This is a genomic window from Allosphingosinicella sp. (assembly GCF_036402135.1).
Taxonomy (GTDB): domain Bacteria; phylum Pseudomonadota; class Alphaproteobacteria; order Sphingomonadales; family Sphingomonadaceae; genus Allosphingosinicella.
The window spans coordinates 41,347-67,823 of record NZ_DASWTN010000043.1; the positions used below are offsets into that span (position 1 = coordinate 41,347).

Annotated in this window: 27 protein-coding genes, 1 tRNA gene and 1 pseudogene; 18 read left to right on the forward strand and 11 right to left on the reverse strand. The window is 62.3% G+C overall.

Annotated elements, in window-relative coordinates:
* Positions 1-22: 22 nt before the first annotated feature.
* Positions 23-508 carry an acetyl-CoA carboxylase biotin carboxyl carrier protein gene (gene accB, locus VGD10_RS12395; RefSeq protein WP_331041128.1) on the forward strand — a complete coding sequence of 162 codons (486 nt, stop codon included), beginning with the start codon at positions 23-25 and terminating at the stop codon, positions 506-508.
* Entirely contained in the window at positions 508-1,857 is a 1,350-nt protein-coding gene (accC, locus tag VGD10_RS12400; RefSeq protein WP_331041129.1) for an acetyl-CoA carboxylase biotin carboxylase subunit, read from the forward strand. The genes accB and accC overlap by 1 nt, the downstream gene beginning before the upstream one ends.
* Positions 1,858-1,869: 12 nt before the next feature.
* Here the strand turns inward: accC and VGD10_RS12405 are convergent, their stop codons facing one another.
* Both VGD10_RS12405 and VGD10_RS12410 read right to left on the reverse strand, forming a co-directional pair.
* Positions 1,870-2,274 (reverse strand): VOC family protein, encoded by a 405-nt coding sequence (locus VGD10_RS12405; RefSeq protein WP_331041130.1) that lies wholly within the window; start codon positions 2,272-2,274, stop codon positions 1,870-1,872.
* Between the two features lie 48 nt (positions 2,275-2,322).
* Positions 2,323-2,964 (reverse strand): hypothetical protein, encoded by a 642-nt coding sequence (locus tag VGD10_RS12410; protein WP_331041131.1) that lies wholly within the window; start codon positions 2,962-2,964, stop codon positions 2,323-2,325.
* 63 nt (positions 2,965-3,027) lie between these two features.
* Between VGD10_RS12410 and arsC the strand changes: the two genes are divergently transcribed.
* Entirely contained in the window at positions 3,028-3,375 is a 348-nt protein-coding gene (gene arsC, locus VGD10_RS12415) for an arsenate reductase (glutaredoxin) (RefSeq protein WP_331041132.1), read from the forward strand.
* Positions 3,376-3,428: 53 nt separating this feature from the next.
* On the forward strand, positions 3,429-4,145 hold the full coding sequence (aat, locus tag VGD10_RS12420; protein WP_331041154.1) for a leucyl/phenylalanyl-tRNA--protein transferase: 717 nt from the start codon (positions 3,429-3,431) through the stop codon (positions 4,143-4,145).
* 35 nt (positions 4,146-4,180) lie between these two features.
* Here aat and VGD10_RS12425 read toward each other — a convergent pair.
* Positions 4,181-4,603 (reverse strand): annotated as a pseudogene (locus tag VGD10_RS12425) (DUF2155 domain-containing protein); the annotation flags it as partial.
* Positions 4,581-4,961: an NADH:ubiquinone oxidoreductase subunit NDUFA12 gene (locus VGD10_RS12430; RefSeq protein WP_331041133.1), complete on the reverse strand. Its 381-nt coding sequence runs from the start codon at positions 4,959-4,961 to the stop codon at positions 4,581-4,583. The pseudogene VGD10_RS12425 and the gene VGD10_RS12430, both read right to left, overlap by 23 nt.
* Positions 4,962-5,161: 200 nt before the next feature.
* Here VGD10_RS12430 and VGD10_RS12435 point away from each other — a divergent pair, with 200 nt between their 5' ends.
* Entirely contained in the window at positions 5,162-5,917 is a 756-nt protein-coding gene (locus VGD10_RS12435) for an SRPBCC family protein (RefSeq protein WP_331041134.1), read from the forward strand.
* Between the two features lie 54 nt (positions 5,918-5,971).
* Here VGD10_RS12435 and VGD10_RS12440 read toward each other — a convergent pair whose 3' ends face one another.
* The 5 genes from VGD10_RS12440 to VGD10_RS12460 form a co-directional block, all read right to left on the reverse strand.
* Entirely contained in the window at positions 5,972-6,796 is an 825-nt protein-coding gene (locus VGD10_RS12440; protein ID WP_331041135.1) for a hypothetical protein, read from the reverse strand.
* Between the two features lie 166 nt (positions 6,797-6,962).
* Positions 6,963-7,673, reverse strand: a complete 711-nt coding sequence (locus VGD10_RS12445) for a hypothetical protein (RefSeq protein WP_331041136.1) — start codon at positions 7,671-7,673, stop codon at positions 6,963-6,965.
* Positions 7,674-7,829: 156 nt separating this feature from the next.
* Positions 7,830-8,327 (reverse strand): DUF192 domain-containing protein, encoded by a 498-nt coding sequence (locus VGD10_RS12450; RefSeq protein WP_331041137.1) that lies wholly within the window; start codon positions 8,325-8,327, stop codon positions 7,830-7,832.
* Positions 8,327-8,815 (reverse strand): cold-shock protein, encoded by a 489-nt coding sequence (locus VGD10_RS12455; protein ID WP_331041155.1) that lies wholly within the window; start codon positions 8,813-8,815, stop codon positions 8,327-8,329. Before VGD10_RS12455 ends, VGD10_RS12450 begins: the two co-directional genes overlap by 1 nt.
* Positions 8,816-9,003: 188 nt before the next feature.
* Complete coding sequence (locus VGD10_RS12460; protein WP_331041138.1) at positions 9,004-9,543, reverse strand: regulatory protein RecX; 540 nt, start codon at positions 9,541-9,543, stop codon at positions 9,004-9,006.
* A 134-nt stretch (positions 9,544-9,677) separates the two neighbouring features.
* Here VGD10_RS12460 and VGD10_RS12465 point away from each other — a divergent pair, with 134 nt between their 5' ends.
* Positions 9,678-11,426 (forward strand): fatty acyl-AMP ligase, encoded by a 1,749-nt coding sequence (locus tag VGD10_RS12465; RefSeq protein WP_331041139.1) that lies wholly within the window; start codon positions 9,678-9,680, stop codon positions 11,424-11,426.
* Between the two features lie 147 nt (positions 11,427-11,573).
* Here the strand turns inward: VGD10_RS12465 and VGD10_RS12470 are convergent.
* Positions 11,574-11,649: transfer RNA gene (locus VGD10_RS12470), tRNA-Trp, on the reverse strand.
* Positions 11,650-11,831: 182 nt separating this feature from the next.
* On the opposite strand from VGD10_RS12470, the gene secE reads away from it, so the two are divergent.
* The gene (gene secE / locus VGD10_RS12475; protein WP_331041140.1) at positions 11,832-12,029 is read left to right on the forward strand and encodes a preprotein translocase subunit SecE; all 198 of its coding nucleotides are present in this window, start codon (positions 11,832-11,834) and stop codon (positions 12,027-12,029) included.
* Between the two features lie 23 nt (positions 12,030-12,052).
* Entirely contained in the window at positions 12,053-12,592 is a 540-nt protein-coding gene (gene nusG / locus VGD10_RS12480) for a transcription termination/antitermination protein NusG (RefSeq protein WP_331041141.1), read from the forward strand.
* Between the two features lie 78 nt (positions 12,593-12,670).
* Here the strand turns inward: nusG and VGD10_RS12485 are convergent, their stop codons facing one another.
* Positions 12,671-13,792, reverse strand: coding sequence for a hypothetical protein (locus tag VGD10_RS12485; protein WP_331041142.1), 1,122 nt, complete (start codon positions 13,790-13,792; stop codon positions 12,671-12,673).
* 397 nt (positions 13,793-14,189) lie between these two features.
* Between VGD10_RS12485 and VGD10_RS12490 the strand changes: the two genes are divergently transcribed.
* The 10 genes from VGD10_RS12490 to rplJ all read left to right on the forward strand — a co-directional run bounded on the left by VGD10_RS12490 (position 14,190) and on the right by rplJ (position 26,424).
* Complete coding sequence (locus VGD10_RS12490) at positions 14,190-15,596, forward strand: N-6 DNA methylase (RefSeq protein ID WP_331041143.1); 1,407 nt, start codon at positions 14,190-14,192, stop codon at positions 15,594-15,596.
* Entirely contained in the window at positions 15,593-17,152 is a 1,560-nt protein-coding gene (locus VGD10_RS12495; protein WP_331041144.1) for a restriction endonuclease subunit S, read from the forward strand. Before VGD10_RS12490 ends, VGD10_RS12495 begins: the two co-directional genes overlap by 4 nt.
* Positions 17,142-18,719 (forward strand): AAA family ATPase, encoded by a 1,578-nt coding sequence (locus VGD10_RS12500; protein ID WP_331041145.1) that lies wholly within the window; start codon positions 17,142-17,144, stop codon positions 18,717-18,719. The genes VGD10_RS12495 and VGD10_RS12500 overlap by 11 nt, the downstream gene beginning before the upstream one ends.
* Positions 18,716-19,561 (forward strand): hypothetical protein, encoded by an 846-nt coding sequence (locus VGD10_RS12505; RefSeq protein ID WP_331041146.1) that lies wholly within the window; start codon positions 18,716-18,718, stop codon positions 19,559-19,561. The genes VGD10_RS12500 and VGD10_RS12505 overlap by 4 nt, the downstream gene beginning before the upstream one ends.
* Before the next feature lie 243 nt (positions 19,562-19,804).
* Entirely contained in the window at positions 19,805-20,236 is a 432-nt protein-coding gene (rplK, locus tag VGD10_RS12510) for a 50S ribosomal protein L11 (RefSeq protein WP_331041147.1), read from the forward strand.
* Between the two features lie 4 nt (positions 20,237-20,240).
* Positions 20,241-20,939 (forward strand): 50S ribosomal protein L1, encoded by a 699-nt coding sequence (gene rplA / locus VGD10_RS12515; protein WP_331041148.1) that lies wholly within the window; start codon positions 20,241-20,243, stop codon positions 20,937-20,939.
* Between the two features lie 274 nt (positions 20,940-21,213).
* On the forward strand, positions 21,214-23,934 hold the full coding sequence (gene cphA / locus VGD10_RS12520) for a cyanophycin synthetase (protein ID WP_331041149.1): 2,721 nt from the start codon (positions 21,214-21,216) through the stop codon (positions 23,932-23,934).
* A 9-nt stretch (positions 23,935-23,943) separates the two neighbouring features.
* Entirely contained in the window at positions 23,944-24,822 is an 879-nt protein-coding gene (locus tag VGD10_RS12525; protein WP_331041150.1) for an isoaspartyl peptidase/L-asparaginase family protein, read from the forward strand.
* Positions 24,815-25,621, forward strand: a complete 807-nt coding sequence (locus tag VGD10_RS12530) for a cyanophycinase (RefSeq protein WP_331041151.1) — start codon at positions 24,815-24,817, stop codon at positions 25,619-25,621. The genes VGD10_RS12525 and VGD10_RS12530 overlap by 8 nt, the downstream gene beginning before the upstream one ends.
* Before the next feature lie 287 nt (positions 25,622-25,908).
* Positions 25,909-26,424: a 50S ribosomal protein L10 gene (gene rplJ, locus VGD10_RS12535; protein WP_331041152.1), complete on the forward strand. Its 516-nt coding sequence runs from the start codon at positions 25,909-25,911 to the stop codon at positions 26,422-26,424.
* Positions 26,425-26,477: the final 53 nt, after the last annotated feature.

Sequence of the window (26,477 nt, forward strand, 5' to 3'; positions counted from 1 at the left end):
CGGCAACAAACAGAGGGATAATATGGCCGAGAAACAAGGTGCCGAAAGCGCCATGCAGGTCGATACCGATCTGGTGCGCCAGCTCGCCGAAATGCTGGGCGAAGCCGATCTTAGCGAAATCGAGGTTCAGGACGGCGAACGCCGCATCGTGGTGAAGCGGAAGCTTGCCGGCAGCTATGCGCCCGCGCCGGTCGCTGCGCCTGCGGCCGCTCCGGCCCCTGCAGCAGCACCTGCCCCGGCAGCGGAAGCGGCTCCTGCCAATCCAGCGACCCACCCCGGCGCAGTCAAGTCGCCGATGGTCGGCACCGTCTATCTATCCGGCGAGCCGGGCGCACCGCCGTTCGTCTCTCCGGGCGCGACGGTGAATGCCGGCGACACGCTTCTCATCGTCGAAGCGATGAAGGTCATGAACCCGATCACCGCGCCCAAGGGCGGCACCGTCAAACAGGTGCTGGTCGAAAATGCGCAGCCGGTCGAATTCGATCAGCCGCTGGTCATCATCGAATAATGGCGATCAACAAGGTCCTTATCGCCAATCGCGGCGAAATCGCGCTCCGTATCCACCGCGCCTGCCATGAAATGGGAATCAAGACGGTTGCGGTCCATTCCACTGCGGACGCGGACGCGATGCACGTCCGCCTCGCCGACGAAGCGATCTGCATCGGCCCGCCGCCTGCGGGCGAATCCTACCTCAACATCCCCAACATCATCTCGGCCGCCGAGATCAGCCACGCGGACGCGATTCATCCCGGCTACGGCTTCCTCTCCGAAAACGCGCAGTTCGCCGAGATCGTCGAACTCCACAACATCATCTGGATCGGCCCCAAGCCCGAGCATATCCGGACGATGGGCGACAAGATCGAGGCTAAGCGCACGGCCGCGAAGCTCGGCCTGCCGCTCGTCCCGGGCTCGGACGGTCCGGTCGAGGAGGTTGAGGAAGCGAGGAAGATCGCGGCCGAGGCGGGTTATCCCGTCATCATCAAGGCGGCTTCCGGCGGCGGCGGACGCGGCATGAAGGTCGTCCATTCGGAAGACCAACTCGAAGCGCAGATGATGCAGGCGGGCTCCGAGGCAAAGGCCGCGTTCGGCGACGCCACCGTCTATATCGAAAAATATCTCGGCGATCCGCGCCACATCGAATTCCAGGTGTTCGGCGACGGCAACGGCAATGCCGTGCACCTCGGCGAACGCGACTGCTCGCTCCAGCGCCGCCACCAGAAGGTGCTCGAAGAGGCGCCCTCCCCCGTCATCACGCAGGAAGAGCGCGACCGCATGGGCGGCATCGTTGCCAAGGCGATGGCCGACATGGGCTATCGCGGCGCCGGCACGATCGAGTTCCTCTACGAGAATGGCGAATTCTACTTCATCGAGATGAACACGCGGCTGCAGGTCGAGCACCCGGTGACCGAGATGATCACCGGTATCGATCTCGTCCGCGAGCAGATCCGCGTCGCCGCCGGCGAGGGCCTTTCCTGCGAGCAGCACCAGATCAACTTCCGCGGCCACGCGATCGAATGCCGGATCAACGCCGAGGACCCGAAAACCTTCGCCCCCTCGCCCGGCCTCGTGAAGAATTACGTCGCTCCCGGCGGTATGCACGTCCGCGTCGATTCAGGCCTCTACGCCGGCTACAAGGTGCCGCCTTATTACGACAGCATGATCGCCAAGCTGATCGTCTACGGCACCACCCGCGAACGCTGCATCATGCGCCTCCGCCGAGCCCTCGAGGAGTTCGTGGTGGACGGCATGAAGACCACCATCCCCCTCCATCAGAAACTCGTCCGCGACCCCGAATTCAACGAGGGCGAATATACGATCAAATGGTTGGAGGAGTGGTTGGCGCGCGAGGACAGCTAACCCGCCTTCGACTTAGCGGAGACCGTCTTCCAAAACCGCCGCGGGCGCGTAGCTGACCACCTCATACTCGATGCCATCGTGGTCGAGGAAGTAGAAGCGGCGTCCCGGCTCATAATCGGCGTGGTTGAACGGAGCGAGGCCTGCTTCCGCCACCCGCGCTTCCACCGCCTCTAAATCGTCCACGACAACGCCGACGTGGTTGAGGGGCCGCCCCATGGCGCAGGCCTCAGCGGCGAAGCCCGGCCCTGTATAGAGGGCAAGATAATGATCCGCCGAGCCGACATGGATCGTACGCCCACCGTCGCGCGCGGGGCCCTGCCAGCGGATCTGCCAGCCGAATAGCTGCTCCATCAGGCGAGCCGTGCGTTCGGGATCGCTCACCGAAAGATTGACATGCTCGATGCGGGGTTCGGCCACGACTTCGTCTCCTATGCCACTCCAAAAATGCGACATCGAAGCCGAACGTCAACGCTCCGACGGCTTGTTGGCCGGTGTCGGACCGCTCTCCATCAGCGTGATCCGGCCGGCATGAAACTCCATCTTCACGGGCATGCCGTAGAGCTTCTCCAGCTCTTCGCATTTCGCAAGCGCCGCCACCTTCATGCCTTCGTCCGCCGCATAGACGTCCAGCCGCATCGCGCGATCATATTCGCTATATGCCGTTCCATTCAGCGTCGGCAGCAAGGACGCAGTCAGCGTGTGATCCACTCGCCGCCGGATCGCATGCACGTCCTCCAGGCTGTGCGGCGCGCCATATTGCACCACCACCGGGACGCGCGCGGCGCGGTCCTTCAGCTTCATGGGCGGGAGCGGGTCGTGGCCCTTCATTCGCACCACCATGCGGAGCCGCATCCGGTTGCCGTCGATCGGCTCATGATAAATGGCCGCGACCCGGTCCGGATAGCGGGCGAGCAGATGCTTCTTCAGCCACAAACTGTCGGACTGCACCGCCCGCTGATAGGCGAATTCATGCGGCGCCAAGCCCAGGTCAGCCCACTTCGCAGCCTCGCAGCGGTGCCGGGTTTCAGCCTGCCCCTGCGTCTCCGCCTGCCCCGCCGCCAGCACGGCGAAGCCCAATGCGGCTGCGGCAAATATTTGGATCGGCATAAGCCCTCTTTGGCGGGATGAGGTCTCATGATAATTGGCCGCCGCTAGCCAGGAGATGAACCGATGCGCGCCACGATCTACCACAATCCCAATTGCGGCACCTCGCGGAAAACGCTCGATATTTTGAAGGAAGAGGGGGCGGACGTGACGGTGGTCGAATATCTGAAGACGCCGCCGTCGAAGGAAGAGCTGAAGCGGCTCTACGACCGCGCCGGCATCTCGCCCCGCCAGGGCCTCCGCGCCAAGGAGCAGCTCGCCAAGGACCTCGACCTCGTCGACGGCCATGTCAGCGACAATGCCATCCTGGACGCGATGATGGAGAACCCCATCCTCATCGAACGGCCCATCGTCGAAACCGAAAAAGGGGTTCGCCTCTGCCGCCCGCAGGACATGGTGCGGGAGATACTTTAGCGTTAACGGGGCGGTTGACCACTTCGGCGCCTCGCATCAATTTGCTCATGCCCATGGTGCTCGATCCCGACCTGCTGCTTCGCGCTTATTCCATCGGGGTGTTCCCGATGGCAGACAGCCGCGATGCGAACGAGATTTTCTGGGTCGAGCCCCGTCGCCGGGCAATCATCCCCCTGGACGAATTTCGCCTTTCCCATTCGCTCCGAAAGACGATCCGTTCCGGCCGCTTCACCGTCACGCGAGACCGCGCCTTCGCGGAGGTCGTCCGTCGCTGCGCCGACCGCGAGGAGACCTGGATAAACCCGGAAATCGAGGCGAGCTACAACCTTCTCCATAAGGAAGGACATGCCCACTCAGTCGAGTGCTGGCGGGACGGGGAGCTGGTCGGCGGCCTCTACGGCGTCAATCTGGGCGCCGCCTTCTTCGGCGAAAGCATGTTCTCGGCCGAAAAGGACGCGTCGAAGGTGGCGCTTTCCTGGCTCGTCGCCCGGCTCAGGGTCGGCGGCTACCGCCTGCTCGACTGCCAGTTCATGACCGATCATCTTCGCAGCCTTGGGGCCGTCGAAGTCGATCAGCCGGATTATATGGTGTTGCTTGGCTCCGCCCTCGCCGCCGGCTCGCCGGACGGCACTGCAGTCGAGGGCCGGGGCGCGGATCGCGGCGCGGAGTTCGGCGCCTTGGACCGGCTATTGGACTCCGATCCTTCCCGAACGGTCGATGCGCCGGCCTCAGGATGCGTCATCGCGCAGCTTTTGGGCCAGACGTCATAGACCGGATGCTCGATCACGTTGAGCGACGGGCTTTCCTTGTAGAGCCAACCTGAAAAGGCGCGCTGGAACTGCCCCTCAATGTTGCGCACGTCGAGCTGCACGAACGCGCCGGTCAGCTGCTGCGCCTCCCACGGCGCCGTCGTCTCGCATGCCCGCAGGCGCACGATCACACCCCCCACACGTACCGCCTGGCCCGGACGCAGCGTCAGGTCCTGTGCGATGCCGTTCCTCTTGTTGAGGAGGCCGAGCACCGCCACGCGCTGCGCCATGGGCGTGGTGCCGGGGGCGAGGCTTTCCACTTCCTGCGGAATGTCGACGGTGTCGGGCTCCGCCTCCACCGCCCCCTGCTTCGCCTTCGGCTGCGGGTCCGGGCGCTGGTCGCAGCCGGCAAGCGCGGTGGCGGCGATGGCTGCGAGGAGTGCGAGGCGCATCGGCTTACTGCGGCGTCCAGGCTTCATAATCGCCGCTGGCCGCCTGCCGCTGCCCGCCCTTTTCCAGCGACCCGGAGGGCCGATAGGCCTGCTCCGTACCGGTAAGGTTCGGCGTCGGCTCCCTCAGGAACTTGGGCGCGGGCGGAAGCGCCTTGTCCGGCACGTCCTCGATCTGCTTGTGCATCCAGGCGTACCATTCGGGCGGGATGCGGCTCGTATCGTTGGGGCCGTTATACATCACCCAGCGCCGGTCGCCCTTCCGCGACTGGTAATAGGTGTTCCCGTGCATGTCGGTGCCGACCTTCGACCAGCCGCGCCACATGGTAAGCCGCGTCCCGGTGCTCGCGCCTTCCCACCAGGTGAACAGATTCTTGAAGAAGCCCATGGCCGTCCGACTAGCCCTGAAGGGGCGCGGCAGCAAGCGTCGATGAGCAGATGCATCCCGCCCACTCGCAGCGGCTCCGCGCCGCCACCGATCACCGCAGACCAGGCACGGTCGCGGAACGAGCGCCCGTGCCTGCGGTTGACCATTCGAGCCGCAGGTTCGGATGCGGCTGCTCAGCAAAGGAAAGAGGAGAATTCAACGTGACACAGGACCAGCGAACGTTGCCCGAGGGCGCAGGAACGACCAGCGCATCGAACGACACCACGACGACCTATTACCCGACGGAGGCGCGGGGCCGCTCGACCTCTTCGACCTATACGCCGGGAGCCTCCCAGCGCAGCGCCTTCGCCAGCGAGGAATATAGCTCCGCCGAACGCCGGGACCTGGTGGTGACCGAACGGAGCAGCAGCCCCAATCGCGCGACCGTAGTCGGCGCGGCCGTTGCCGGCGCCGTCCTCGGCGCCGCCCTCCCCTTCATGCTTTCCGGCCGCAGCAGCTCACGCAGCAAGTCCGAAACGGCGGTCGCCGAGGAGAGCATCATTATCAACCGCCCAGCCCGGGAACTCTACGACTTCTGGCGCGACTTCACGAACTTCCCGCAGTTCATGGACAATATCAAATCGGTCGAGAAGCTCGACGAGAAGCGCTCGCACTGGGTCATCAAGGCCCCGGCCGGGACCAGCGTCGAATTCGACAGCTTCATCACCGAAGACGTGCCCGGCCGCGTGATCGCGTGGCGGTCGGAAGAAGATGCGAGCGTCCCCAACCGCGGCCGCGTCGAATTCATTGAAACGTCGAACGGCCAAGCCACAAACGTCCGGACCACGATCAGCTACGATCCCCCCGCGGGCGCGGCCGGCCGCCTCGTCGCCAAGCTGTTCCACCGCGAACCGCAGACCCAGGCACGCGAGGATCTCCAGCGCTTCAAGGACCTGATGGAGGGCCGCCGGTCCTGAGCCTTTTGCGGGCGCCCCACATGCGGGCGCCCGCAACTCGCTGCCGTGCGGCTGCTACCGCCGCTTGATCCCGTAGTCGATCCTGATCCGAACCCAACTGCCGACCAGCGACTTTCCGCCCTTCTGCGGCGGCCGCACCTTGAACTGCCACGCCGCCGCCAGCACCGCACGGTTGATCTGCGCTCCGTACGGATATTCGCTGAGCGCCACGCAATCCTCGACCCGGTAATTGGGCGCGGTGCGGCAGGCGATCAGCCCCCAACCCGGCCCGCTCGCCGTCGACATATAGCCGCTAAGCTCATCCTCCCGCGGCTCCCGATACCATGCCGCCGCATAAAGCGGCTCGCCATTCGGCGCCGTCCCCACCCGCTCGGTGTCGCGGGAGGCCGAGGAGCCGCCTCTGTCCGGCGGTCCGTACGCAGCCCTTTTCGCAGGCGCGGGCTGGACGGGTCGCATGGAAGGTGTGGCAGGTTGTGTGGGCACTGGCAGAGGGAGCGGCGCGGGCATGATGGCGGGTAGGGGTGGAGGCGTCTTCGGCACGATTGGCTGAGGCGGCACCGGCTCCTCAGGCGCAGATTCTTGAGGGACCGGCCGCTCTGCGCTCTGCTGTTCGCGCTCAGCGCTTGCCGGAGCAGGCGTATCCTCGGAAGCATTGTCCGCGTTGACGTTAACGACCGTGATGCGCTGCGAGCTGTCCTGAGGCGGCTCTGCCACGCCGAGCGTAAGCAGCACGAGCAGCAACAGTCCCTCAATGAGTAGCGCAAGACCGACCCCAAGCGCACGGCGCCCGGCTCCGCTGCGGAGCCGTTCGACGAGAGGGGTGGCTGGAATGCGGCTCGGTTCGAGCAGACGATTTTCGATGAGAGGCCCCCAAAACAAACACGCGAGGCTAATTCGCGCGCGATAAACCGCCGCTGAACCTGTGGCAAGCAGAGGGCGAGTACAATGTTGCTGGACGAAGAGAGCTGATCCTGCGTGAGAAACGGCACGGGCGCCACCTACCACACGTGCCTCTTTTAGTTAGGAGAACGCTAAAGCATATCTCCTACGGAAAAGGCGTAGCGGGGAAGCCCCGATCGATTTCCCAACGAGCGAGAGAGGCCTCCTCCTGCTCCAAACGGCTATGCGGACTTCCGGCGCAGCGTCGGCAATGATCCTCGAACCCGGCCATGTTTCCCCGCTGAAGCGCGTCAATGGATAAATAGAAGTCCGATTGGCATCTCGCCCGTCCGAGCAATTTGGGGTTTGTATGCCGCTCAACAAGCCGCACGATTTCCAACTTGGTCGCCCGTCCGAGCAACAGCGGGGCAATTAAGCGGGGGTATCCGATGCTTTTTGGACGCGAAAGGCTTCGCAGAACCCGCTTGGCTTCGCTACATACCGCACCGTCATTTAGCCTTAGACCGGCGTAAAGCAGCACCGACGGCGCCATGACGGAGGCGGTGTTGGTATATCCGGCACTGAGGCCATATCGAAAACACTCAACCGCTAGGCCGGGCTGGTCGAGCCACCAATGGCAAATCCCCTCTCGCACAGCGTCGGCGTCGCCTCGACTATTCGGATCTTCCAACGAGCGAAGTCTCTGACATTCTTCAAGCGCCTCGGCGAAGGCGCCGAGTTCGATGAAAATCCCCGCCCGGTTGCGTAGGCTGGAGAGGTGACCGGTACGTTCGAACTCCTTGAGATAGCCCGCAAGAGCTTCTTCATTACGGCCTTGGAGATGCAGGTCCCAAAGGCTAGGTCCGGTGACGCTCAAGATGTTCTCACCTCATATCGATCGGTATGATCGGTTCCGATAGAACACCTTCTACTGCAAAGTTCTAAAGGCGGATGTCGATTACGACATGAACCTTCTCGACAGGCCGAGGAGCAGCGAGAGCATAATTCAGACACAGGGGTGATGCGCTAATCTTCAGCGCCTTGCCGCCGGCCCTCCCGGCCAGCTCACGCAGTCGCCCTCGGCGATGCCCAGCTCCACCGAACGCCCGCCGGCAATTTCCAGCACCGCAGCAAGGTTCTCTTCCACCCCGACCGGCGCCAGCGAATGGGGAACGGTATTCACCGCCACCCGAGCGATCGAGCAATCCGGCCGGACGAAGATCATGTCGAGCGGGATCAGCGTGTTTTTCATCCAGAAGCTCGCCGGACGCGGCGGCGTGAAGGGGAAGACCATGCCCTTGTCGGGGTCAAGCCGCTCGACGAACATCAGGCCGGTCGCCTGCTGCTCCTCGGTCGCCGCGACTTCGACGGTGAAGCGGTGCACGCCGCTGCCCCTTTGCACTTGCAGCGGCACCACCGGAAGCCCCGTCTGGGTGGAAATCCGCGCCTGCTGCGGCGCGTTGGTCTGCGGCTCCGCCCGGCAGCCCACGAGCAGCGACAGGGCCGCCGCCGACAAAAACAGCTTTTTCATCATCTCGGGGCAACCTCTACGGCAAGCGGACCCTTCCGGCCCATGGCGATGCGGGCGCTAAGCGGCTGATCGGGCAAAAGATCGGCCAGGCCGCCGCGGCGCACCGTTTCCATATGGACGAAAATGTCCTCGTCCTCGTCGCCCTCGCGGTTGATGAAGCCGTAGCCTTTGAGACGATTGAACCATTTGACCCGCACCGGCTCGAACGCGCCGGCATCGTCCAGCAGCGCCGTCGGATCGACCCGCTCGCCCATGCGCGGGCTGTGCTGGACCGGATCGGGAAGCACCGCTTCGCTGAGGTCGATCGAAAGCACCTTCTTCGCCTGAAGGCCGCGTTCCTGGTCGGCGACGAGGCATTCGACCAGCGCGCCTTCTGGAAGGCTTCGCCGGTCATGTTCCTTCAGCACGCTGAAGTGGACGAGCACGTCCCCCTTGATGTCGTCGCTGACGAGAAAGCCGAAACCGCGCGTGGCGTCGAACCATTTCATCCGGCCGCTGACCTTGATCAGCGCCTCGTCTTCGGCGCGCGCAGACCTATCTTCCTGATAATCAGGAGCTTCGGCCTGCCCTGCCAGCATCTCCCCACGCGGACTCATACAACGCGCACCTGACTGTTACTTCGGGGAGGAGTATCACGCCTTGGCCGGAAATGTGAACAGTAGCTGAATCTTTTTTGCTAGCCGTCCCGATCTGGCACCTCGCCGGCCCGCGCATTGACGAGTTTCCGCGCCGTTTCCATCGAATGCCCGGCGCGGACCATGGCCGCGAAGGCCTTCTGCCGCGCATTCCGGTCCAGCTCCCCGGCCGCGAACGGCCCGATCCGCTTCCGCTCGGCGAAGCGAAGCGCCGCCTCCCATGCGCCCGCCTCCGTCTGCTCCCGCGCCTCTACCGCGTCCTCCTCGCCGATGCCCGCGGCAAACAGGGCCTGATCCACCCGCCGCCCGCCATACCCACGGCGCTGCAGCGATCCCGCCTTCGCAACGGCAAAGGCGCGATCGTTCACATAGCCGAGCTCGGAAAAGCGCTCGACCAGCCGCTCGACGGGCGGCGATCCGCTCCCCTCCCAGCCCCGCTCCTTCAGCTTCCGCTTGAGGTATGAGGCAAGCTTCGCCCGTGTCGTCGCATAGCGCCCGGCATAGAAAAGCGCGAGCCGCTCCAGCGCTTCGCCGTCGAGCGGCGGCCTCGGCTTTTTATGACGGTCCTGTTGCACGGCCATGTTTGTGCCACAGTCGAGCCCGAATATGAACGCGTCGAGCCCCACATAGGGAGCTGAAATGTGCAAGAAGCGCGGGATGCTTCGAGCTTTTTGAGGAAATAGCCAAGGTGCAGCAACAAGCTGAAGGCAAGCGCATGGCGCCCGTAAATGGGGCTGCCGGCACGATTGCCCCCACCCCCACCGCCGACGATCTTCCGCGGCTCTATTCGGAATTTGAGACGCTCGGCGAGGCGCTGGATTATGCGGCGAAAGGCAAGCGCGGTCTAAACTTCCACGATCCGCGCGGCGTCCTCACCCGCCCATACAGCTACCGGGAGTTGCGCGAGGACGCGCTCCTCACCGCCTACCGCCTCATCGCCTATGGCGTGACGCCCGGCGATCGCATCGCTCTCGTCGCCGAAACAGGCGCCGAATTCGCCGCTCTCTTCTTCGGCGTCGTCTACGCGGGCGCCTGGCCGGTGCCGCTTCCCTTGCCAACCTCCTTCGGCGGCCGGGATAGCTATATCGACCAGCTTACGGTTCAGCTGAAAAGCTCCGATCCGAAGATGCTCTTCTACCCGGCCGAGCTTGCCTCGATGGCCGGCGAAGCGGCGAAGATTGCCGGCTGCGAAGGCCTCGACTGGGAAAGCTTCGCCGAACGCGCCGCGCCGGAGGCGCCGCTGCCGGTGGCGAGCCCCGACGACGTCGCCTATCTCCAATATTCCAGCGGCTCGACCCGCTTCCCGCACGGCGTCGCAGTCACGCACCGCGCGCTCCTCAACAATCTCGCCGCGCACGCGCACGGCATGCAGGTGACCGACACCGATCGCTGCATCTCCTGGCTTCCCTGGTATCACGACATGGGCCTGGTCGGCTGCTTCCTGTCGCCCGTCGCGAACCAGGTCTCAACCGATTACCTCAAGACCGAGGATTTCGCCCGCCGCCCGCTCGCCTGGCTCGATCTTATCAGCCGCAACGAAGGGACCACGCTCAGCTATTCGCCGACCTTCGGCTACGACATTTGCGCCCGCCGCGTGTCGAGCCAGACGCACGTTTCAGAGCGCTTCGACCTCTCCCGTTGGCGCGTCGCCGGCAACGGCGCCGACATGATCCGTCCCGACGTCATGCAGTCGTTCGTCGACGCATTCGCGGATGCCGGCTTCAACGCGCGGAGCTTCCTGCCGAGCTACGGCCTTGCGGAAGCGACGCTCGCCGTCTCGATCATGCCGCCGGGCGAAGGCATCGAGGTCGAACTGGTCGAGGAATCCCTCCTCTCCGGCGCGACCGCCGATCCGTCGAAGCCGAAGCGCTACCGCGCCATCGTCAATTGCGGCAAGGCCGTGCGCGACATGGAGATCGCCGTTCGGGACGATCAGGGTAACGATCTCCCCGACCGCGCCATCGGCAAGGTCTGGTGCCGCGGCCCCTCCGTCATGCACAGCTACTTCCGCGATCCGGAGGCGACCGACGCCTGTCTGGTGAACGGATGGCTCGACACCGGCGACATGGGTTATCTGTCGAACGGCTACATCTACATCGTCGGCCGCGCCAAGGACATGATCATCATCAACGGCAAGAACCACTGGCCGCAGGATATCGAGTGGGCCGTGGAGCAGCTTCCGGGCTTCAAGGCCGGCGACATCGCGGCCTTCTCGATCACCGGCCCGACCGGCGAAGAGACCCCCGCCGTCCTCGTCCAGTGCCGCACCTCGGACGATGCCGAACGCAGCCGCCTCCGCAACGAAATCCGCGAACGCGTCCGCTCGATCACCGGCATGAACTGCGTCATCGAACTGGTCCCGCCGCGCACCCTTCCGCGCACCAGTTCCGGCAAACTGAGCCGTGCGAAGGCGAGAAACCTCTACCTCTCCGGCGAGATCCAGCCCTACGACATCGCAGCCTAGCGCCCGAGCGTAGCGACGCCGGCTGCAACGCAGCCGCCGGAGCAGCGCGAAGAGAGCGCGTCGGCCGGCCAGCCTGCGCAGAGCGACAGGACTGACGTCACGGGATTCATTCCCGTGACGGCCAACGGCGTCTACTATTAAGGAAAATGGCAGGAGTGGAGGGACTCGAACCCACGGCCCTCGGTTTTGGAGACCGATGCTCTACCAGCTGAGCTACACTCCTAGGCCGGAGCGGCAGGTAGCCGCGTGGCGTGGGGAAGGCAAGAGCCGAAACCCCGCCATTACCCTTGCCTTCCGCCCCGCCTCTCGCTATCTCGCGCCCTTCGCATTACATCGGCAAATGCTCGGCTGACCGGCCATCCGGTCCCGGGCGGCTGTCCGCAAGTCTCGTAAGGAATAAGAGCCGTGGCCAAGGTCAATCCGGGTGAATTCTTCCGGCAGGTGCGCGCCGAAACCGCCAAGGTCGTCTGGCCGACGCGGAAGGAAACGGTGATGACGGGCGTGATGGTCGTCATCATGACCACGCTTCTCGGCATCTTCTTCTTCGGCGTCGATTCCGCGTTCAGCGCGATCGTCCAGGCGCTTCTCGGCCTTCTCTCCTAACCGCGTCAGATCAAGGTAGACCCATGTCCCGCTGGTACATCATCCACGCTTATTCGGGCTTCGAGAACAAGGTCCGCGACTCCATCATGTCGGAGGCGCAGCGCATGGGCCTCGAACAGCTGGTCGAGGCGGTCGAGGTCCCGACCGAGAAGGTGACCGAGGTCCGCCGCGGCAAGAAGGTCACGTCCGACAAGAAGTTCTTCCCCGGCTACGTGCTTGCGAAGCTCGCGATGAACGACGACGTCTACCACCTCGTCAAGAACACGCCGAAGGTCACGGGCTTCCTCGGCTCGTCGGGTAAGCCGCAGCCGATCAGCGAGGCTGAGGCCGCGCGCATCCTCAACACCAAGGACGAAGCCGCCGCCGCCGCGCCGAAGCAGAAGGTCAGCGTCGATTACGAGATCGGCGACAATGTGAAGGTGCTCGAAGGGCCGTTCGCAAGCTTCAACGGCATCGTCGAGGAACTCGACTTCGACCGCGGCCGCGTGAAGGTCGGCGTCTCGATTTTTGGTCGTGCGACTCCCGTGGAGTTGGAATTCGATCAGGTAGAGCTCAGCAAATAGCCGCCCTGCATTAGCGCAGCCTAAGCGCAGCGCAGTGCAAGCTAATGTAGGAGTCGGCTTTTGCCGGACGGCGGGCGGCTAAGCCGACCCGACCGACGACGCGGGATTAACTCCCGCGTCCCCCTCCATCTTCTTCCTCATCTCTCGAATCCGCCATCCCCCAAACAGCGCCACGTCCGCATCGTGCGGCGCCTCCCCCCTCGCCCGCGACCACCCCGTCACCAGCTCCAGCGGCGGCAGCTTCGGCGGCTCCGCCTCGTCCGCCATCCGCCAGCTCCCCGTCTCCTCGTAACGCGCCGCTCGCGCCGCCGCCCGAGCCTCCGCCGCACGGTCTTCCGCTGCCCTGTTCCGGTCCGCGGTCCACCTGATCCGCATCCGCTCCAGGAACACCTCCCTCGGCTCGCTCCGCCGCCGCGGGACCGCCGGCGCCGATCCCATCACGATGCTCTTCCGGTGCAGGTAAAGGAGCTGCAGCGCCTGCCCCGCGGTCATGCGCGGCATCGCATCCTCGCCGGCATGCGCGCGCCATCCGTTCTGGCTGGGAAAGGCCTCATCCTCGTCTTCGGCGGCCTGTTCGATCATCATCATCTGCAGCCGGTCGTAACCGGTTTCGAGCGCCAGCCGCATTTCGCGCGCAAAGACTGGGCTCTCCGCCCGCCGCCGGTAGAAAGCCCGCGCCGAAGCCCCCGCTGCCGCCGCCGATAGCCGCACATTGGCGCTTGCCGCGAGCGCCCGGAGGAACAACTGCTCGCATGTTTTGGTGAGCTTCCCCCGATGCGCCGGCCGAAGCTGCAGCTTCCCCGATCGCGTCCGCACCACCACCGCTTCGCCACCTTTGGTGCGAAGCCCCCGCCGGTCCAGGAACGGGTCGCCATGCCCCCGGCATGGCTGCGGACTGCCGAGGGCAGTCTGCACCCGCTCACCCTGAGCTTGTCGAAGCGCCTTCTTCCCCTTCCGCTCCGGCCCCGGCTCGGCCTCTGGGCCTCGCCTCCCGCCGCCAAGATGAAACCGGGCATGCGCCGCCGCCACCGCCGCGTCCCAGCGCTGAGCGAACGCGGCGTCCTTCGTCCGCCGCTCATGCATGGTAGAATGCGCCCGCTTTACCTCCCGAGCAGCGAGCCGCGCATTCCCGGTCTGCCCAAGCACCTCGAGGAAGCGGCCATTCTCATGAACCTGAGCGTGGGTGAAGGGGAGAGGCATCAGTCAAGCCGCGCGAGAGCAGCGCTGCGAGTGCGCAGCAATCGCGAGCAGCGAACGCAGTCGGCGCAGACCGGCCGGCGGGGCAGGCCGTTCCTCAGGCGGGCTGAACCCGTTCGACGTCCCGGCGCGGCTTTGCCGCGCCTAAATTGAAGATAGTGAGCGTGCGCGAAAGGACTCGCCATCCTCATCTTGAAGCAGGCGAAATCCTATTTGTATCCAACATTCATCCGCACGCCGGCCCAGAACGCGCGAGAGCGAGTCTCGTGCATTTGTCCAATTTCACTGGGGTGGCTTCCCGCACTGCCACCGAAAATGAGTTTGAAGACTGGCGGCCCTTGGCTAAAAAAGACATTCGCTAAATTGGTCGTGTTGCTGCCCTACGACCTCGGGGGTTTACGTGGGATTTCAGGACAATATAGTTCAACGTATTTGGAATCTTTGCCACATACTACGTGGTGACGGAGTTAGTTATCACGAGTATATTTCGGAACTTACCTATCTACTGTTTCTTAAAATTGCCGCTGAGAATAAGATAGAAGAGCTAATTCCAGCAGGATATCGTTGGGGCGATATCGCGCGCTATAAGGGCGGTGACCTACTCACCCATTATCGTGATGTCCTTACCTACCTGGGCGGTCATGCTGAAGACGAACGTGTTCGCAGGATCTATGCGTTTCCAACGACTGTCTTCTCACACAGCGAGAACCTTCGTGCGGTAATCAATGGTATTGACCGTTTAGACTGGGCTTCCATTTCAATGGGCTCAATGGGAGACATCTACGAAGGTTTGATTGCGAAGAACTCTCAAGATGCACGATCGGGGGCTGGTCAGTACTTCACTCCGCGCCCGCTCATTGAAACGATAATACGGCTGATTAAGCCGACAGCTGGTGAACTGATCCAGGATCCTGCTGCTGGCAGTGGTGGGTTCCTCGTCGCTGCTAGCGACTATGTCCGGCGGACGAGCCGCACATCAGAGAACAAAGCAGCTTTTTTTGAAGGCATGGAGATAGAAAAAGGTACCTATCGCATCTGCTTGATGAATGCGTTTCTCCATCAGATGGACTTAAGGCTCATTCTCGGCGATGCGCTTACGTCTGACGTGTACCAGCTTGCAAGACCAGACGTCGTTCTTGCGAATCCGCCCTTTGGAGCGAGAGCCAGCAGCGCAAGAAAACAACGCCGAGATCTCCCTTTTCCAACTGCGAATAAGCAACTCGCCTTTCTCCAGCACATTTATCTTGGCCTCAAGCCAGGAGGGCGTGCGGCAGTGGTTCTGCCTGATAACGTTCTGTTCGAGGAGGGGGTTGGAAAGCGAGTCCGCCACGACCTCATGGACAAGTGTGACCTGCACACGATCGTCCGGCTCCCGACGCGGATCTTTTACGCTCAAGGGGTAATGACAAATGTTTTGTTCTTCACCCGAGGCACTGAGGAGAAAGGCAACACGAAAGCCGTCTGGTATTTCGATATGCGCTCAAACATGCCCGGCTTTGGAAAGAAGCAGCCTCTAGCAAGCTCGCACTTTGCCGAATTTGAGCAGTGTTTTGGGCCTGATCCTTGCGGGAGGTCGCCACGTATAGATCTCGGTGAGCGCGGTCGGTTTCGCGTGTTCTCCCGTGATCACATCGCGAGCCGAGACGACAATCTAGACATCGCCTGGCTTGGGAATACGGACCTCCTGCCTCCCCCCATGGAACCGGATGAGCTGGCTGCCGAAATACGGCGGCTCCTTACCGAGGCTCTCGACCACGTTGACCGGTTGGCAGAGGACCTAGCACCGCAAGAGGCGCATACTGCATGAGCATTCTACCCAAGCATTGGGTCGAAGCGCCTCTCGGCGAGATATGTGAACTCGTAAATGGTCGCGCGTTCAAGCCCTCCGAGTGGGCCGAGGAGGGAAAGCCGATCATTCGGATCCAGAACCTCAATCGTGCTGAGGCCACTTTCAACTATTTCGACGGAGAGATCGACCCGAAGCACGCAGTCTCCAACGGGGATCTTTTGTTCGCATGGTCGGGGACACCCGGCACCTCATTCGGTGCCCATATCTGGAAAGGAGAGGATGCGGTCCTAAACCAGCATATTTTCCGGGTCGATTTTGATCGCTCCCTGATCGACTCTACATACCTTGCCTTTGCTATAAACCAGACGCTTGATGAGCTTATTGATCAAGCACACGGTGGTGTCGGCCTCCGGCACGTCACTAAGGCGGTGCTCTCCAAGACACTCATTCGGTTGCCGCCGCACGAGGAGCAACTTCGGATAGCGACTGCACTGCAGACTGCTGAGGCGAAGATCGGGGTAGCTATTGAAAGCCTCAAGTCCGCTTTGACGCTCGCTGGCCAATACTGGGTTGCAGTTCTCAACCGTGCGTTCACACCGGAAGCGGACCATCCGGACCATGAACGAAGGTTTGTCCGCCTGGAGGCGCTGATAGATGAAGGTCCATCCAATGGCTGGTCACCAGCGACCGGACCAGATGCCACTGGAGCTCTTACTCTCCGTTTGACCGCAACGACGTCTGGCCAACTCCGTCTGGATGAAGCTGCCGTAAAGCGCATTTACGAACAGCCATCGGCAGATTCGAGATACTGGCTGCAACCCGGGGACTTGCTGGTTCAAAGAGCTAATGCTCTTGAGCATCTGGGTTCTGCGGCAATCTTTGATGGGCCGGCTAATACGTACATCTATCCTGACTTGATGATGCGGATCCGGATCGCCGATCCAGACCGTCGGCGATATATCTGGCGCTACATCAACAGCCCGGCAGCTAGAGCATATATTCGCAATCACGCCACAGGCACTTCCGGAAACATGCCGAAGATCAGCGGCGGCATTCTCCGAGCATTGCCTGTTCCGCTGCCCAAAGGAGATGATTACCGCTCAGTTGTGGATGCCATTGATCGTGAGTTCGGTGCGATCGAAGCTGTGCGCAAGGTTGCGCAGAACGCGTTAGAGGCGCTCGCCGTGCTTCATAAATCGGTACTCGCAAAGGCCTTTGATGGTGGAATCGTAGCGCCAGCTCCGGCCAAGCGAACAGCCGCAGAACTGCTGAAGGAGATAAGAAGCCGTCGCGATTCCGCACTGTGGTCGATGAAATCGCGAAAGGTTTCGGCGGAACGTGGAGCTACGAAAAGAGAGGAAATTATGGATGGGAAGCGAAGAGCTGACGTGTCAGTGAACCACCTCCAACTCACGCTGACGGACTTGGGCGGCTCAAGCTCCGCGAAGGACCTATGGCGCAAAAGCGGGTTAACGATAGACGAGTTCTATAAGCAGCTTAGAACTGAAATCCAATCAGGGACGGTCAGGGTGGGCAGGACACCGGGCGAACTGGCGGTACTCAATGCGGCTTGATTGGCTCAAAATCACGGCATTCAAGAACCTTAAGGAGGTACAGATAAACTTCGATGAAGGCGAGCTTTCCACCGTTCTAGTGGGTGAGAACGGGACGGGAAAGTCAAACGTCATCGAAGCTCTGGTAACAATCTTTCGCGACTTAGACCTCGGCGATACAACAGAATTTTCCTATTCGATTGCTTACAACTGCCACGGTCACCGAATTGAAGTCGAAAACGCAATTGAAAGCGGTCGCGCTAATATTACCGTTGATGGCAAGGTTGTGTCACGCACAGCATTCAACCAGGCCCGTTCGTCTTACCTTCCTGCAAACGTTTTTGGTTACTATTCCGGAACGAGCCGCCGTTTAGAGCAGCTATTCGATCGCCATCAGCTGCGCTATTATAAAAAGGTGATATCGCCGGGCTCTTCGCCCCAAGATATTCACAACCTGGATCTTCGCAGACTCTTTTATTGTCGCCCGTCCTACGGGCAGCTCGCCCTATTAAGCTATTTTGCCTTTGGGTCGGAGACCGCCCGCACTTTCCTTCGCAAAAACATGGACATCGTTGGATTTGACAGCGCGTTGATAGTGCTTCGAAAGCCAAGGTGGGCCGAGCGACAGGGCGCTAAAGGCAAAAAGAAGACTGATGTCCAGACGTTCTGGGAATCGTCAGGGCTCGTGCGCTCTCTACTCGACAAGTTATGGGAACATGCCCTCGCGCCGATCGCGGACCGCTCTCGGGAACAGGACGACTATCGAGCCAAACCAGTTAACGAGGAGCAGATATACATCTTCATCAAGGACCTAACCGATCTCAATAAGATCGCCAGTGTTTTCGAAGATGAGCGAACATTCTTTGCCCTTCTTGAGACGTTGGATATTTCCGACTTGATTCGTGAGGTCCGTATTTGGGTTGAAAAGGATAACGTCGAGGGCGAAATCCCCTTCCACGAAATCAGTGACGGTGAAAAGCAGCTCCTTAGCGTGCTAGGCCTGATGCGCTTTACACGTCAGGAAGAAAGTCTCTTCCTTCTCGATGAGCCCGACACACATCTTAATCCAAACTGGAAGTGGGACTACCTGCAATTAGTCAATGAGGTGGCCACCCAAGGCGAAAGCCATATCATTCTAACCACTCACGACCCGCTCACCATCGGCAGCCTCAAAGCTTCGCAAGTCCAGGTTCTATCAAGAAAAGACGACGGCTCCGTAGTGATTCAGCCTCCAGAACTTGATCCGAGGGGTTTAGGTTTCACCAGCATTCTGACACAAATTTTCGGGCTCCCAACGACCCTCGATCCCGCTACACAGGCTGATCTCGAAGAACGCAACAGTCTGCTAAGGATCGAGGCTAGAACCGAGCGAGAGAACGAACGCCTCGTCGAACTCAGTGCAAAACTGAGGGCCCTCGGCTTTGTAATCGAAGACCGGGAGCCGGAGTACGAATTGTTCCTGCGGGCGCTGAATGAATTGAAGCATGACCGACGGGGGTCGTTGTCGCCGGACCAGCTCGCCCGGCGTAATCAAGTCGCGAAGTTCCTCCTCTCAAAGATTGTGGCCGGAAAGGAGTCCCGTCCATGATTTATGTCTTTCAAGACGCGGCTCGTATTCCCGCAGATTGGCTCAACAAGGTTGGCGAGTTGCAAGCCGCCTTAGAGGCATGTGCGACGTTGGAAGAGCGCCGCGCGTTCATCAATGCACAGCGGTCGGTTTGGAGCGATATCAAACGAGAACTGCTCGCTATGTCGCACGACAAGTGCTGGTACTCGGAAGCTCCCGATGCCGTATCGGATTGGCACGTTGATCATTTCCGCCCGAAGCTTCAGGCGTTAGACGCCGACAAGACGGCATACGATGGCTATATGTGGCTGGCATTCGACTGGAAGAACTTCCGTATCGCTGGGAGCTATCCTAATTCGCCGCACAGGGATGGGGACGGAGTGACTCGCGGCAAGTGGGATTATTTTCCATTAGCCCCAGGCTCGGTGCGTGCGACATGGGACGCGAGGGATACGAAGGGCGAGCGCGTGCTACTTCTCGACCCTGCCAACAAGAACGATCCTAAGCTAATGACGTTTGACGAAGAAGGTGTGCCTATTCCTGCAGACCCTCGGAATGCGATCTTCTGCAAACGGGTTGAAACGACCGTCCACTATCTTTTCCTTGATAGCCCTAGGCTTATTGCGGCGAGAAAGAGGAAGTGGCGAGAGGTGTCGGACCTGATAGAAGAGTACCTACAGGCTTGCCCCGCGTCATATGACGAATGCACGCTCCAAGATGAGCGGCGTGCCAATCGGCTGTATGAAAAGCTGGTTAGAGTCGCAGGGCCAGAGGCCGCCTACACTGCAACAGCTCGCGCATGTCTGCGGGCCTATGGGCTCGAGCACATCATACCTGCGATTGAAGATGCACTAGCCGCTTGAGAGGCGGGCTGGTCCTGCAAGCCAACCGAACAAAGATCCGCTTTGGGCTTTGTCCGCTCGCAACCTGCTACTGACCATCTTAGACTTCCAATCTCCGGCCAATTCCGCTAGAGGCCGCCGCTTCCAACTCAAAGCAGTCGGAAAAGTGCGGGAGGTTCTTCTCAAAAAGAAGGGCCGTCTGGACCGCTAAACTTGAAACCGGGCCGCGGCACCGCTTTGGCCCGAACTATAGAGTGAGTAGACATGGCTAAGAAGATAACGGGCTTCATCAAGCTCCAGGTGCCTGCGGGCGCCGCAAATCCGTCGCCGCCGATCGGTCCTGCGCTGGGCCAGCGCGGCGTCAACATCATGGAATTCTGCAAGGCCTTCAACGCCGCCACCGGCGATGTTGAAAAGGGCATGCCGATCCCGACCGTCATCACCGTGTACGCGGACCGGTCCTTCTCGTTCGAAACGAAGACTCCGCCCGCTTCCTTCCTCATCAAGAAGGCCGCGAAGCTGAAGTCGGGCTCCAAGGAGCCGGGCAAGGTGTCCGCGGGCAAGATCAAGCGCTCGGACCTCCGCGCGATCGCCGAGACCAAGATGAAGGATCTGAACGCGAACGATCTCGACGCGGCGACCAAGATCATCGAGGGCTCGGCCGTCTCGATGGGCCTCGAAGTGGTGGAGGGCTAAGGACATGGCAAAGCTGACCAAGAAGCAGAAGGCGCAGGCCGCGGCGGTTGACGCGGCGAAGCTCTACGGCGTCGATGAAGCCATCGCGCTCGCCAAGGCGAACGCCACCGCGAAGTTCGACGAAACCATCGAGATCGCCCTCAACCTCGGCGTCGACCCCCGCCACGCCGACCAGATGGTCCGCGGCGTCGTCACCCTCCCCGCCGGCACTGGCAAGGACGTCCGCGTCGCCGTGTTCGCACGCGGCGGCAAGGCTGACGAAGCCAAGGCCGCGGGTGCGGACGTCGTCGGCGCCGAAGACCTGATGGAGACCATACAGGGCGGCCAGATCGACTTCGACCGCGTCATCGCGACGCCCGACATGATGGGCATCGTCGGCCGCCTCGGTAAAGTGCTTGGCCCCAAGGGCCTGATGCCGAACCCAAAGCTCGGCACCGTCACCCCCGACGTCGCGAAGGCCGTGAAGGACGCCAAGGGCGGACAAGTGGAATTCCGAGTCGAAAAGGCCGGCATCATCCATTCCGGCATCGGCAAGGCAAGCTTCTCCGAAGCGGACCTCCGCAAGAACTTCGACGCGTTCGTTGACGCCATCGTTAAAGCCAAGCCGACCGGCGCCAAAGGCAAGTATGTCAAGAAGGCCGCGATCAGCTCCACCATGGGGCCGGGCCTCAAGCTCGACGTGGCGGAGGTCGCGGCCGCTTAAGGTGCTGCTTCACAGCTCAACAATGTAAAGGCCGGGGCGAAAGCTCCGGCCTTTTCTTTTGGCGAAGCTCCCGTTACGCCTGCGGCACAAGCTAACTTATGTGAGCATCTTCTTCAGGAACCCCGGCGCGATTCTGCGCATTTTATCAGCTACCTAAGCTCCCTGATGCCTGTTCTTGCCGTCCGACCACCTCAGGGACAAAAGTTGGAGGGGTTCAGGCGGAATGTTCTTTGGCTCTAAAAGCGATTCCGCGACGCGACTGCTGACGCAGCCGATGAGCGTCTTGGAAACGGGCGTCTACCGCGGGCCTCATTATTACAGCCACACCCCGATGGTCCGCATCATGCTCGATCTTGGGCGGATGGAGGATTGGCCGACCGACAGGATCGCAGGCTTTACCGACCGCCTGCTCGAGATGCTGCCGGGGCTTGAGCGGCACGGCTGCTGCTACCGCAGGCGCGGCGGCTTCGTGCGTAGGCTGCGGGACGGCACCTGGATCGGCCATGTGACCGAGCATGCCGCGCTTGAGCTTCAGACGATGGCCGGGAGCCGCGCCACTCGCGGCAAGACGCGTTCGGTGAAGAACCGCCCCGGCGTCTACAACGTGATGTTCGCCTATAATGAGGAGGATGTCGCGCTGATGGCGGGGCGCGTCGCGCTGGAGCTCGTCAACTCGCTGCTCCCGGAGGACTTGGCCGGCCTCGAAGCTCTGGACCGCATCTATGTATTGGAGGGTGAATTCGACTTCGGCGCGCGCATGGACGCGCTGAAGCGGCTCGTCCGCCGCTCCACCTACGGCCCCACCACGCAGTGCCTGGTGGACGAAGCGCGGCGGCGCGGCATCCCCGTCATGCGCCTCAACGAGCACAGCTTCATCCAGTTCGGCCATGGCAAGCACCAGAAACGTATCCGCGCCAGCATTACCGGCAACACCTCGCTGATCGGCGTCGAGATTGCGGGCGACAAGGCGCTTACCAAGAAGCTGCTGAGCGAATCCGGCATTCCCGTGCCGCGGGGTGTGGTCGTCCGGAACGCGGAGGATGCGGTGCGCGAGGCGAAGCGCCTCCGCTACCCGCTCGTCACCAAGCCGCTGGGCGGCAATCACGGCCGCGGCATCACCACCAGCGTCATGAGCGAGGAGCAGCTTCGCTTCGGCTTTGTCGAGGCGCAGGCGGAAGCGAAGGGACGCTCCGTCATCGTCGAGCAATTCTTCGAAGGCTCCGATCACCGCATCCTCGTCGTCGATGGCAAGCTGATCGCCGTTGCCGAGCGCGTGCCGGCCCATGTGGTGGGGGACGGCGCCCGGAGCATTGAGGAACTGGTCGAGGAGGTGAACCGCGATCCCCGTCGCGGCGACGGGCATGAGAAGGTGATGACGCGCATCAAGATCGACGCGCATGTGAGGGAATATCTCGAACGCTCCGGCCTTGGCGTGAACAGCGTTCCGGCGGCCGGTCAGGTCGTAATACTGCGCGCCACCGCTAATCTGTCGACCGGTGGCACCGCAATCGACCGAACTAACGAAATCCATCCCGACAATGCGGAGATCGCCCGGCGCGCTGCCTTGATCGTCGGCCTCGACATTGCCGGCATCGACTTCATCTGCCCGGACATCACCCGCTCCGCGCGCGAGACCGGCGGCGGCATCGTGGAGGTCAACGCGGCGCCCGGCTTCCGCATGCATATCGAACCATCCGAAGGGGCGTCTCGCGACGTCGCCCGTCCGGTCATGGAAATGCTCTTCCCGCCGGGGAGCAGGGCCGAAGTCCCGATCATCGCCATCACCGGCACCAACGGCAAATCGACGGTCGCCCGAATGGTGAAGCATGTGCTCCGCTATACCGGCTGCACCGTGGGGCTAACCTCGACGAGCGGCGTCTATATCAACGACGTGCTCGTCTCCCCCGGTGACGCCACAGGCCCGCGAAGCGCCCGCATCGTGTTGCGCGATCCCACCGTCGAAGTCGCGGTGCTCGAGACGGCGCGGGGCGGCCTGCTTCGGGAAGGTCTAGCTTTCGAGGAAGCGGACATTGGCGCCGTGCTGAACGTCAGTCCCGACCACCTGGGCCTCAAGGGGATCGAAACGGTCGAGGACCTCGCCAACGTCAAATCGCTGATCATCGAAACGATCAAAAGGCGTGGCACCAGCGTCCTCAACGCCGACGATCCGCTCACGAGCAAGATGGCGCGCCGCGCGGGCGGCCGCATCGCCTGGTTCTCCCTCAAGGGCGGCAACGACATGCCCGATTTCCTCCGCCGCCACATCGATGAAGGCGGCCTCGCCGTCGTCCGCGAACCGGGCGAAGAGGGCGGCACGCTTGTCGTGCATCAAGGCGGAATGCGCGAGCAGCTGATGCAGGCGGCCGACATTCCGGCAACCCTGCACGGGATGGCCACGTTCAACATCGCCAATGCCCTCGCCGTCACCGCGATGTGCATCGCGCACGACGTGCCGCTCCTCACCATCCGTTCCGCGCTCGGCACGTTCCAGTCGACCTTCGAGCAGAATCCCGGCCGCCTCAACGTCTTCGATGAACATGGCTTTAGGGTGATCCTCGACTATGCGCACAATGCCGCCGGCCTTGAGGCCTTAGGCGAAGTTATTCGCGGCCTCCGGCAGAGGCGTTACAAGAAGGCGCTCGCCGCCATCTCCATCCCCGGCGACCGGCGCGACGAGGACATCGTCGAGATGGGCCGCATCGCCAGCGCCATCTTTGACGAGATTTATTTCCGCGAGGACCCGAGCACGCGCGGCCGCCCGCGAGGCCAAGTCATGAACCTTTTGAAGCAGGGTGCGCTGGAAGGCGGCATGACGGAATGCCGGATCCACCTGATCGCCGGCGAAGCCGAAGCCACCGCGGCCGCGCTTCAGGCGGCGAAGCCGGGCGAGCTGGTGGTGGTGACGCCGAGCGAGGTGGACGCCGCATGGAAGCAGGTGACGCAATTCAGGAAGACGGAGCTCCCGCTTCGGGCGTCGCTTGTCGCGGCGGAATAAGGAAAACAGATGAGCAATTCGAAGGGGCGCTGGGCGCTGATCGTCCATGGCGGGGCGAAAGAGATCGAGCCGCACGAGGAGGAAGCCAACCGGACCGGCTGCATTGAGGCGGTGAATGCCGGAGCCGAGGTGCTTGCCCGCGGCGGCAGTGCCGTGGAAGCGGTGGAGGCGTCGATCCGCGTGCTGGAGTCATTGCCGGTCTTTAACGCGGGCACGGGATCGGTGCTCAACAACAAGGGCGAAGTCGAAATGTGCGCCGCGTTGATGGACGGCAGCACGCTCGACGTGGGCGCCGTCGGCGTCATCAAGGGCGTGAAGCATCCGGTCAGCGTGGCGAGGTCCATGCTTCGTCAAGATCCGATCCTGTTGTCGGGCGAAGGCGCCTTCATGTTCGCGCGCGACAATCATGCCGAGCTCTGCGATCCGGCCGACCTCGTCACCGAAGAACAGAAGGAAGCGCAGGATACGGTCGGCGCAGTGGCACTGGACCAGAACGGCAATTTGGCGGCCGGCACATCGACGGGCGGACTCAGCGGCGCGCTCAAGGGGCGCATGGGCGACAGCCCGATGCCGGGATGCGGCTTCTACGCCGACGACCATATCGGCGCGGTCGCGCTTTCCGGTCATGGCGAAGGCATCGCCCGTCTCGCCGCGGCGGCGCAGATCATGGGCTCCATCGAGCGGAACGGGCCTGAAGAGGCGATCCGCAAGGCTTTGGAACAGATGCACCGCGTCGGCGGGGATGCTGGCGGCATCGCCATCGACCGGCAGGGCCGCGCCGGATGGTGGCATAACAGCCCCGACTTTACGGTCGGCATGCTGACGAGCGAAACGGAAAGGCCGCAGGTTTGGCTGCGCAAGGACGAGGACATCGCCTCCCATGGCTGAAGAACGGCGGCGCGGCTGCCTCATCATCATCGGCGGCCATGAGGACCGCGACCCGCGCGGGCACCGGGTGATCCTGAAGGAAGTGGCGAAGCATGTCCGGGGCGGGAAGCTCGTCCTCGCCACTGTCGCAAGCCATCAACCCGAAGGCTATTTCGACGAATATGAAAAGGCGTTCGCCGATCTTGACGTCGGCGAGTTGGTTGAGCTTTATTTCGAGGATCGGTGCGAAGCGGGCGACCGCGACAAGCTGCAGGTGCTGGACGATGCCGCCGGCATCTTCTTTTCGGGCGGCGATCAGCTCCGCATCACCAGCCAGATCGGCGACACCGGCATCGAGGCGAAGGTCCGCTCCGTCTACGAGCGCGGCGGGGTGGTGGCCGGCACGTCCGCCGGCGCGTCGGTGATGAGCGACACGATGCTGGTCAAGGGCACCAGCAAGGAAACGCACCGGATTGGCGACCTTCACATGGCGCCCGGCCTCGGCCTCATCCGCAACGTCATCATCGATCAGCATTTCGCAGAGCGCGGCCGCTTCGGTCGCCTGCTAGGGGCGGTCGCGCATAACCCGCGCGTCCTCGGCATCGGCATCGACGAGGACACCGCCGCCATTGTGGCCGACGATCACCTTCGCGTGATCGGCGACGGTGCGGTCTATGTTGTAGACGGCACCGGCGTCAGCTACTCGAATGTCGCCGAGGCCAAATGCGACATCACGCTTTCGATGCACGACGTGAAGGTTCACGTTCTTGCGGAGGGAGATTCCTTCGACCTTCGGGAGAGGCGGCCGCGTTCGGCCTAGATGCGCGTCCCGCCGAAAAGCTTGATCCTGCGCTGGAATCCTGTATAGGCGCCGCTTCGCCGATGAACCTTGGTTCTTCGGCAGCCGTCCGAGACAGTTGGTGGGGCATCGCCCCTTAATTTCCAGCCTAGACGGGGAAGAGTTTTACCGGCCTCAGCGCCGGGTCTGCCTGTTCATTTCAGGCGCGGCAACCCATCCCCTCGGACTCACGTCCCTCCGGAGCTTCGGCTTCGGAAGGTCTTGTAACCTGCCTGCCGGCCCGCCGGCGGGCAAATTGGAGTGAAGGCATGGATCGAGCTCAAAAGGCCGAGCAGGTTGCCGAGCTGAAGCAGACGTTCAACGAGACTGCGGTGGTCGTGATCACCCGCAATCTCGGATTGTCGGTGTCGCAGAGCACCGACCTTCGGAACCGCATGCGTGACGCCGGCGCCCGTTTCAAGGTGGCCAAGAACACGCTCGCTCTCATTGCCGTCGAGGGCACCACCTACGCCCCGATCAGCGACATGCTGACTGGGCCGACGGCGCTTGCCACCTCCCCGGATCCCGTCGCGGCCGCCAAGGTGGCCGTCGACTTCGCGAAGACGACCGACCGGTTCGAAATCGTGGGCGGGGCGATGGGCGACACCGTCCTCGACGTCAACGGAGTGAAGGCGCTTGCCGAGCTTCCGTCTCTCGATGAACTGCGTGCCACGATCGTGGGCCTTATCCAGGCGCCCGCATCGAAGATCGCGCGGACCATCAACGAGCCGGCGGCGCAGCTTGCGCGTGTTTTCGGCGCTTATGCGGCCAAAGAAAACGCCTGATTTTTTCGAAACTATTTCTGATTTTGGAGACTTAAAATGGCAGACATCAATGC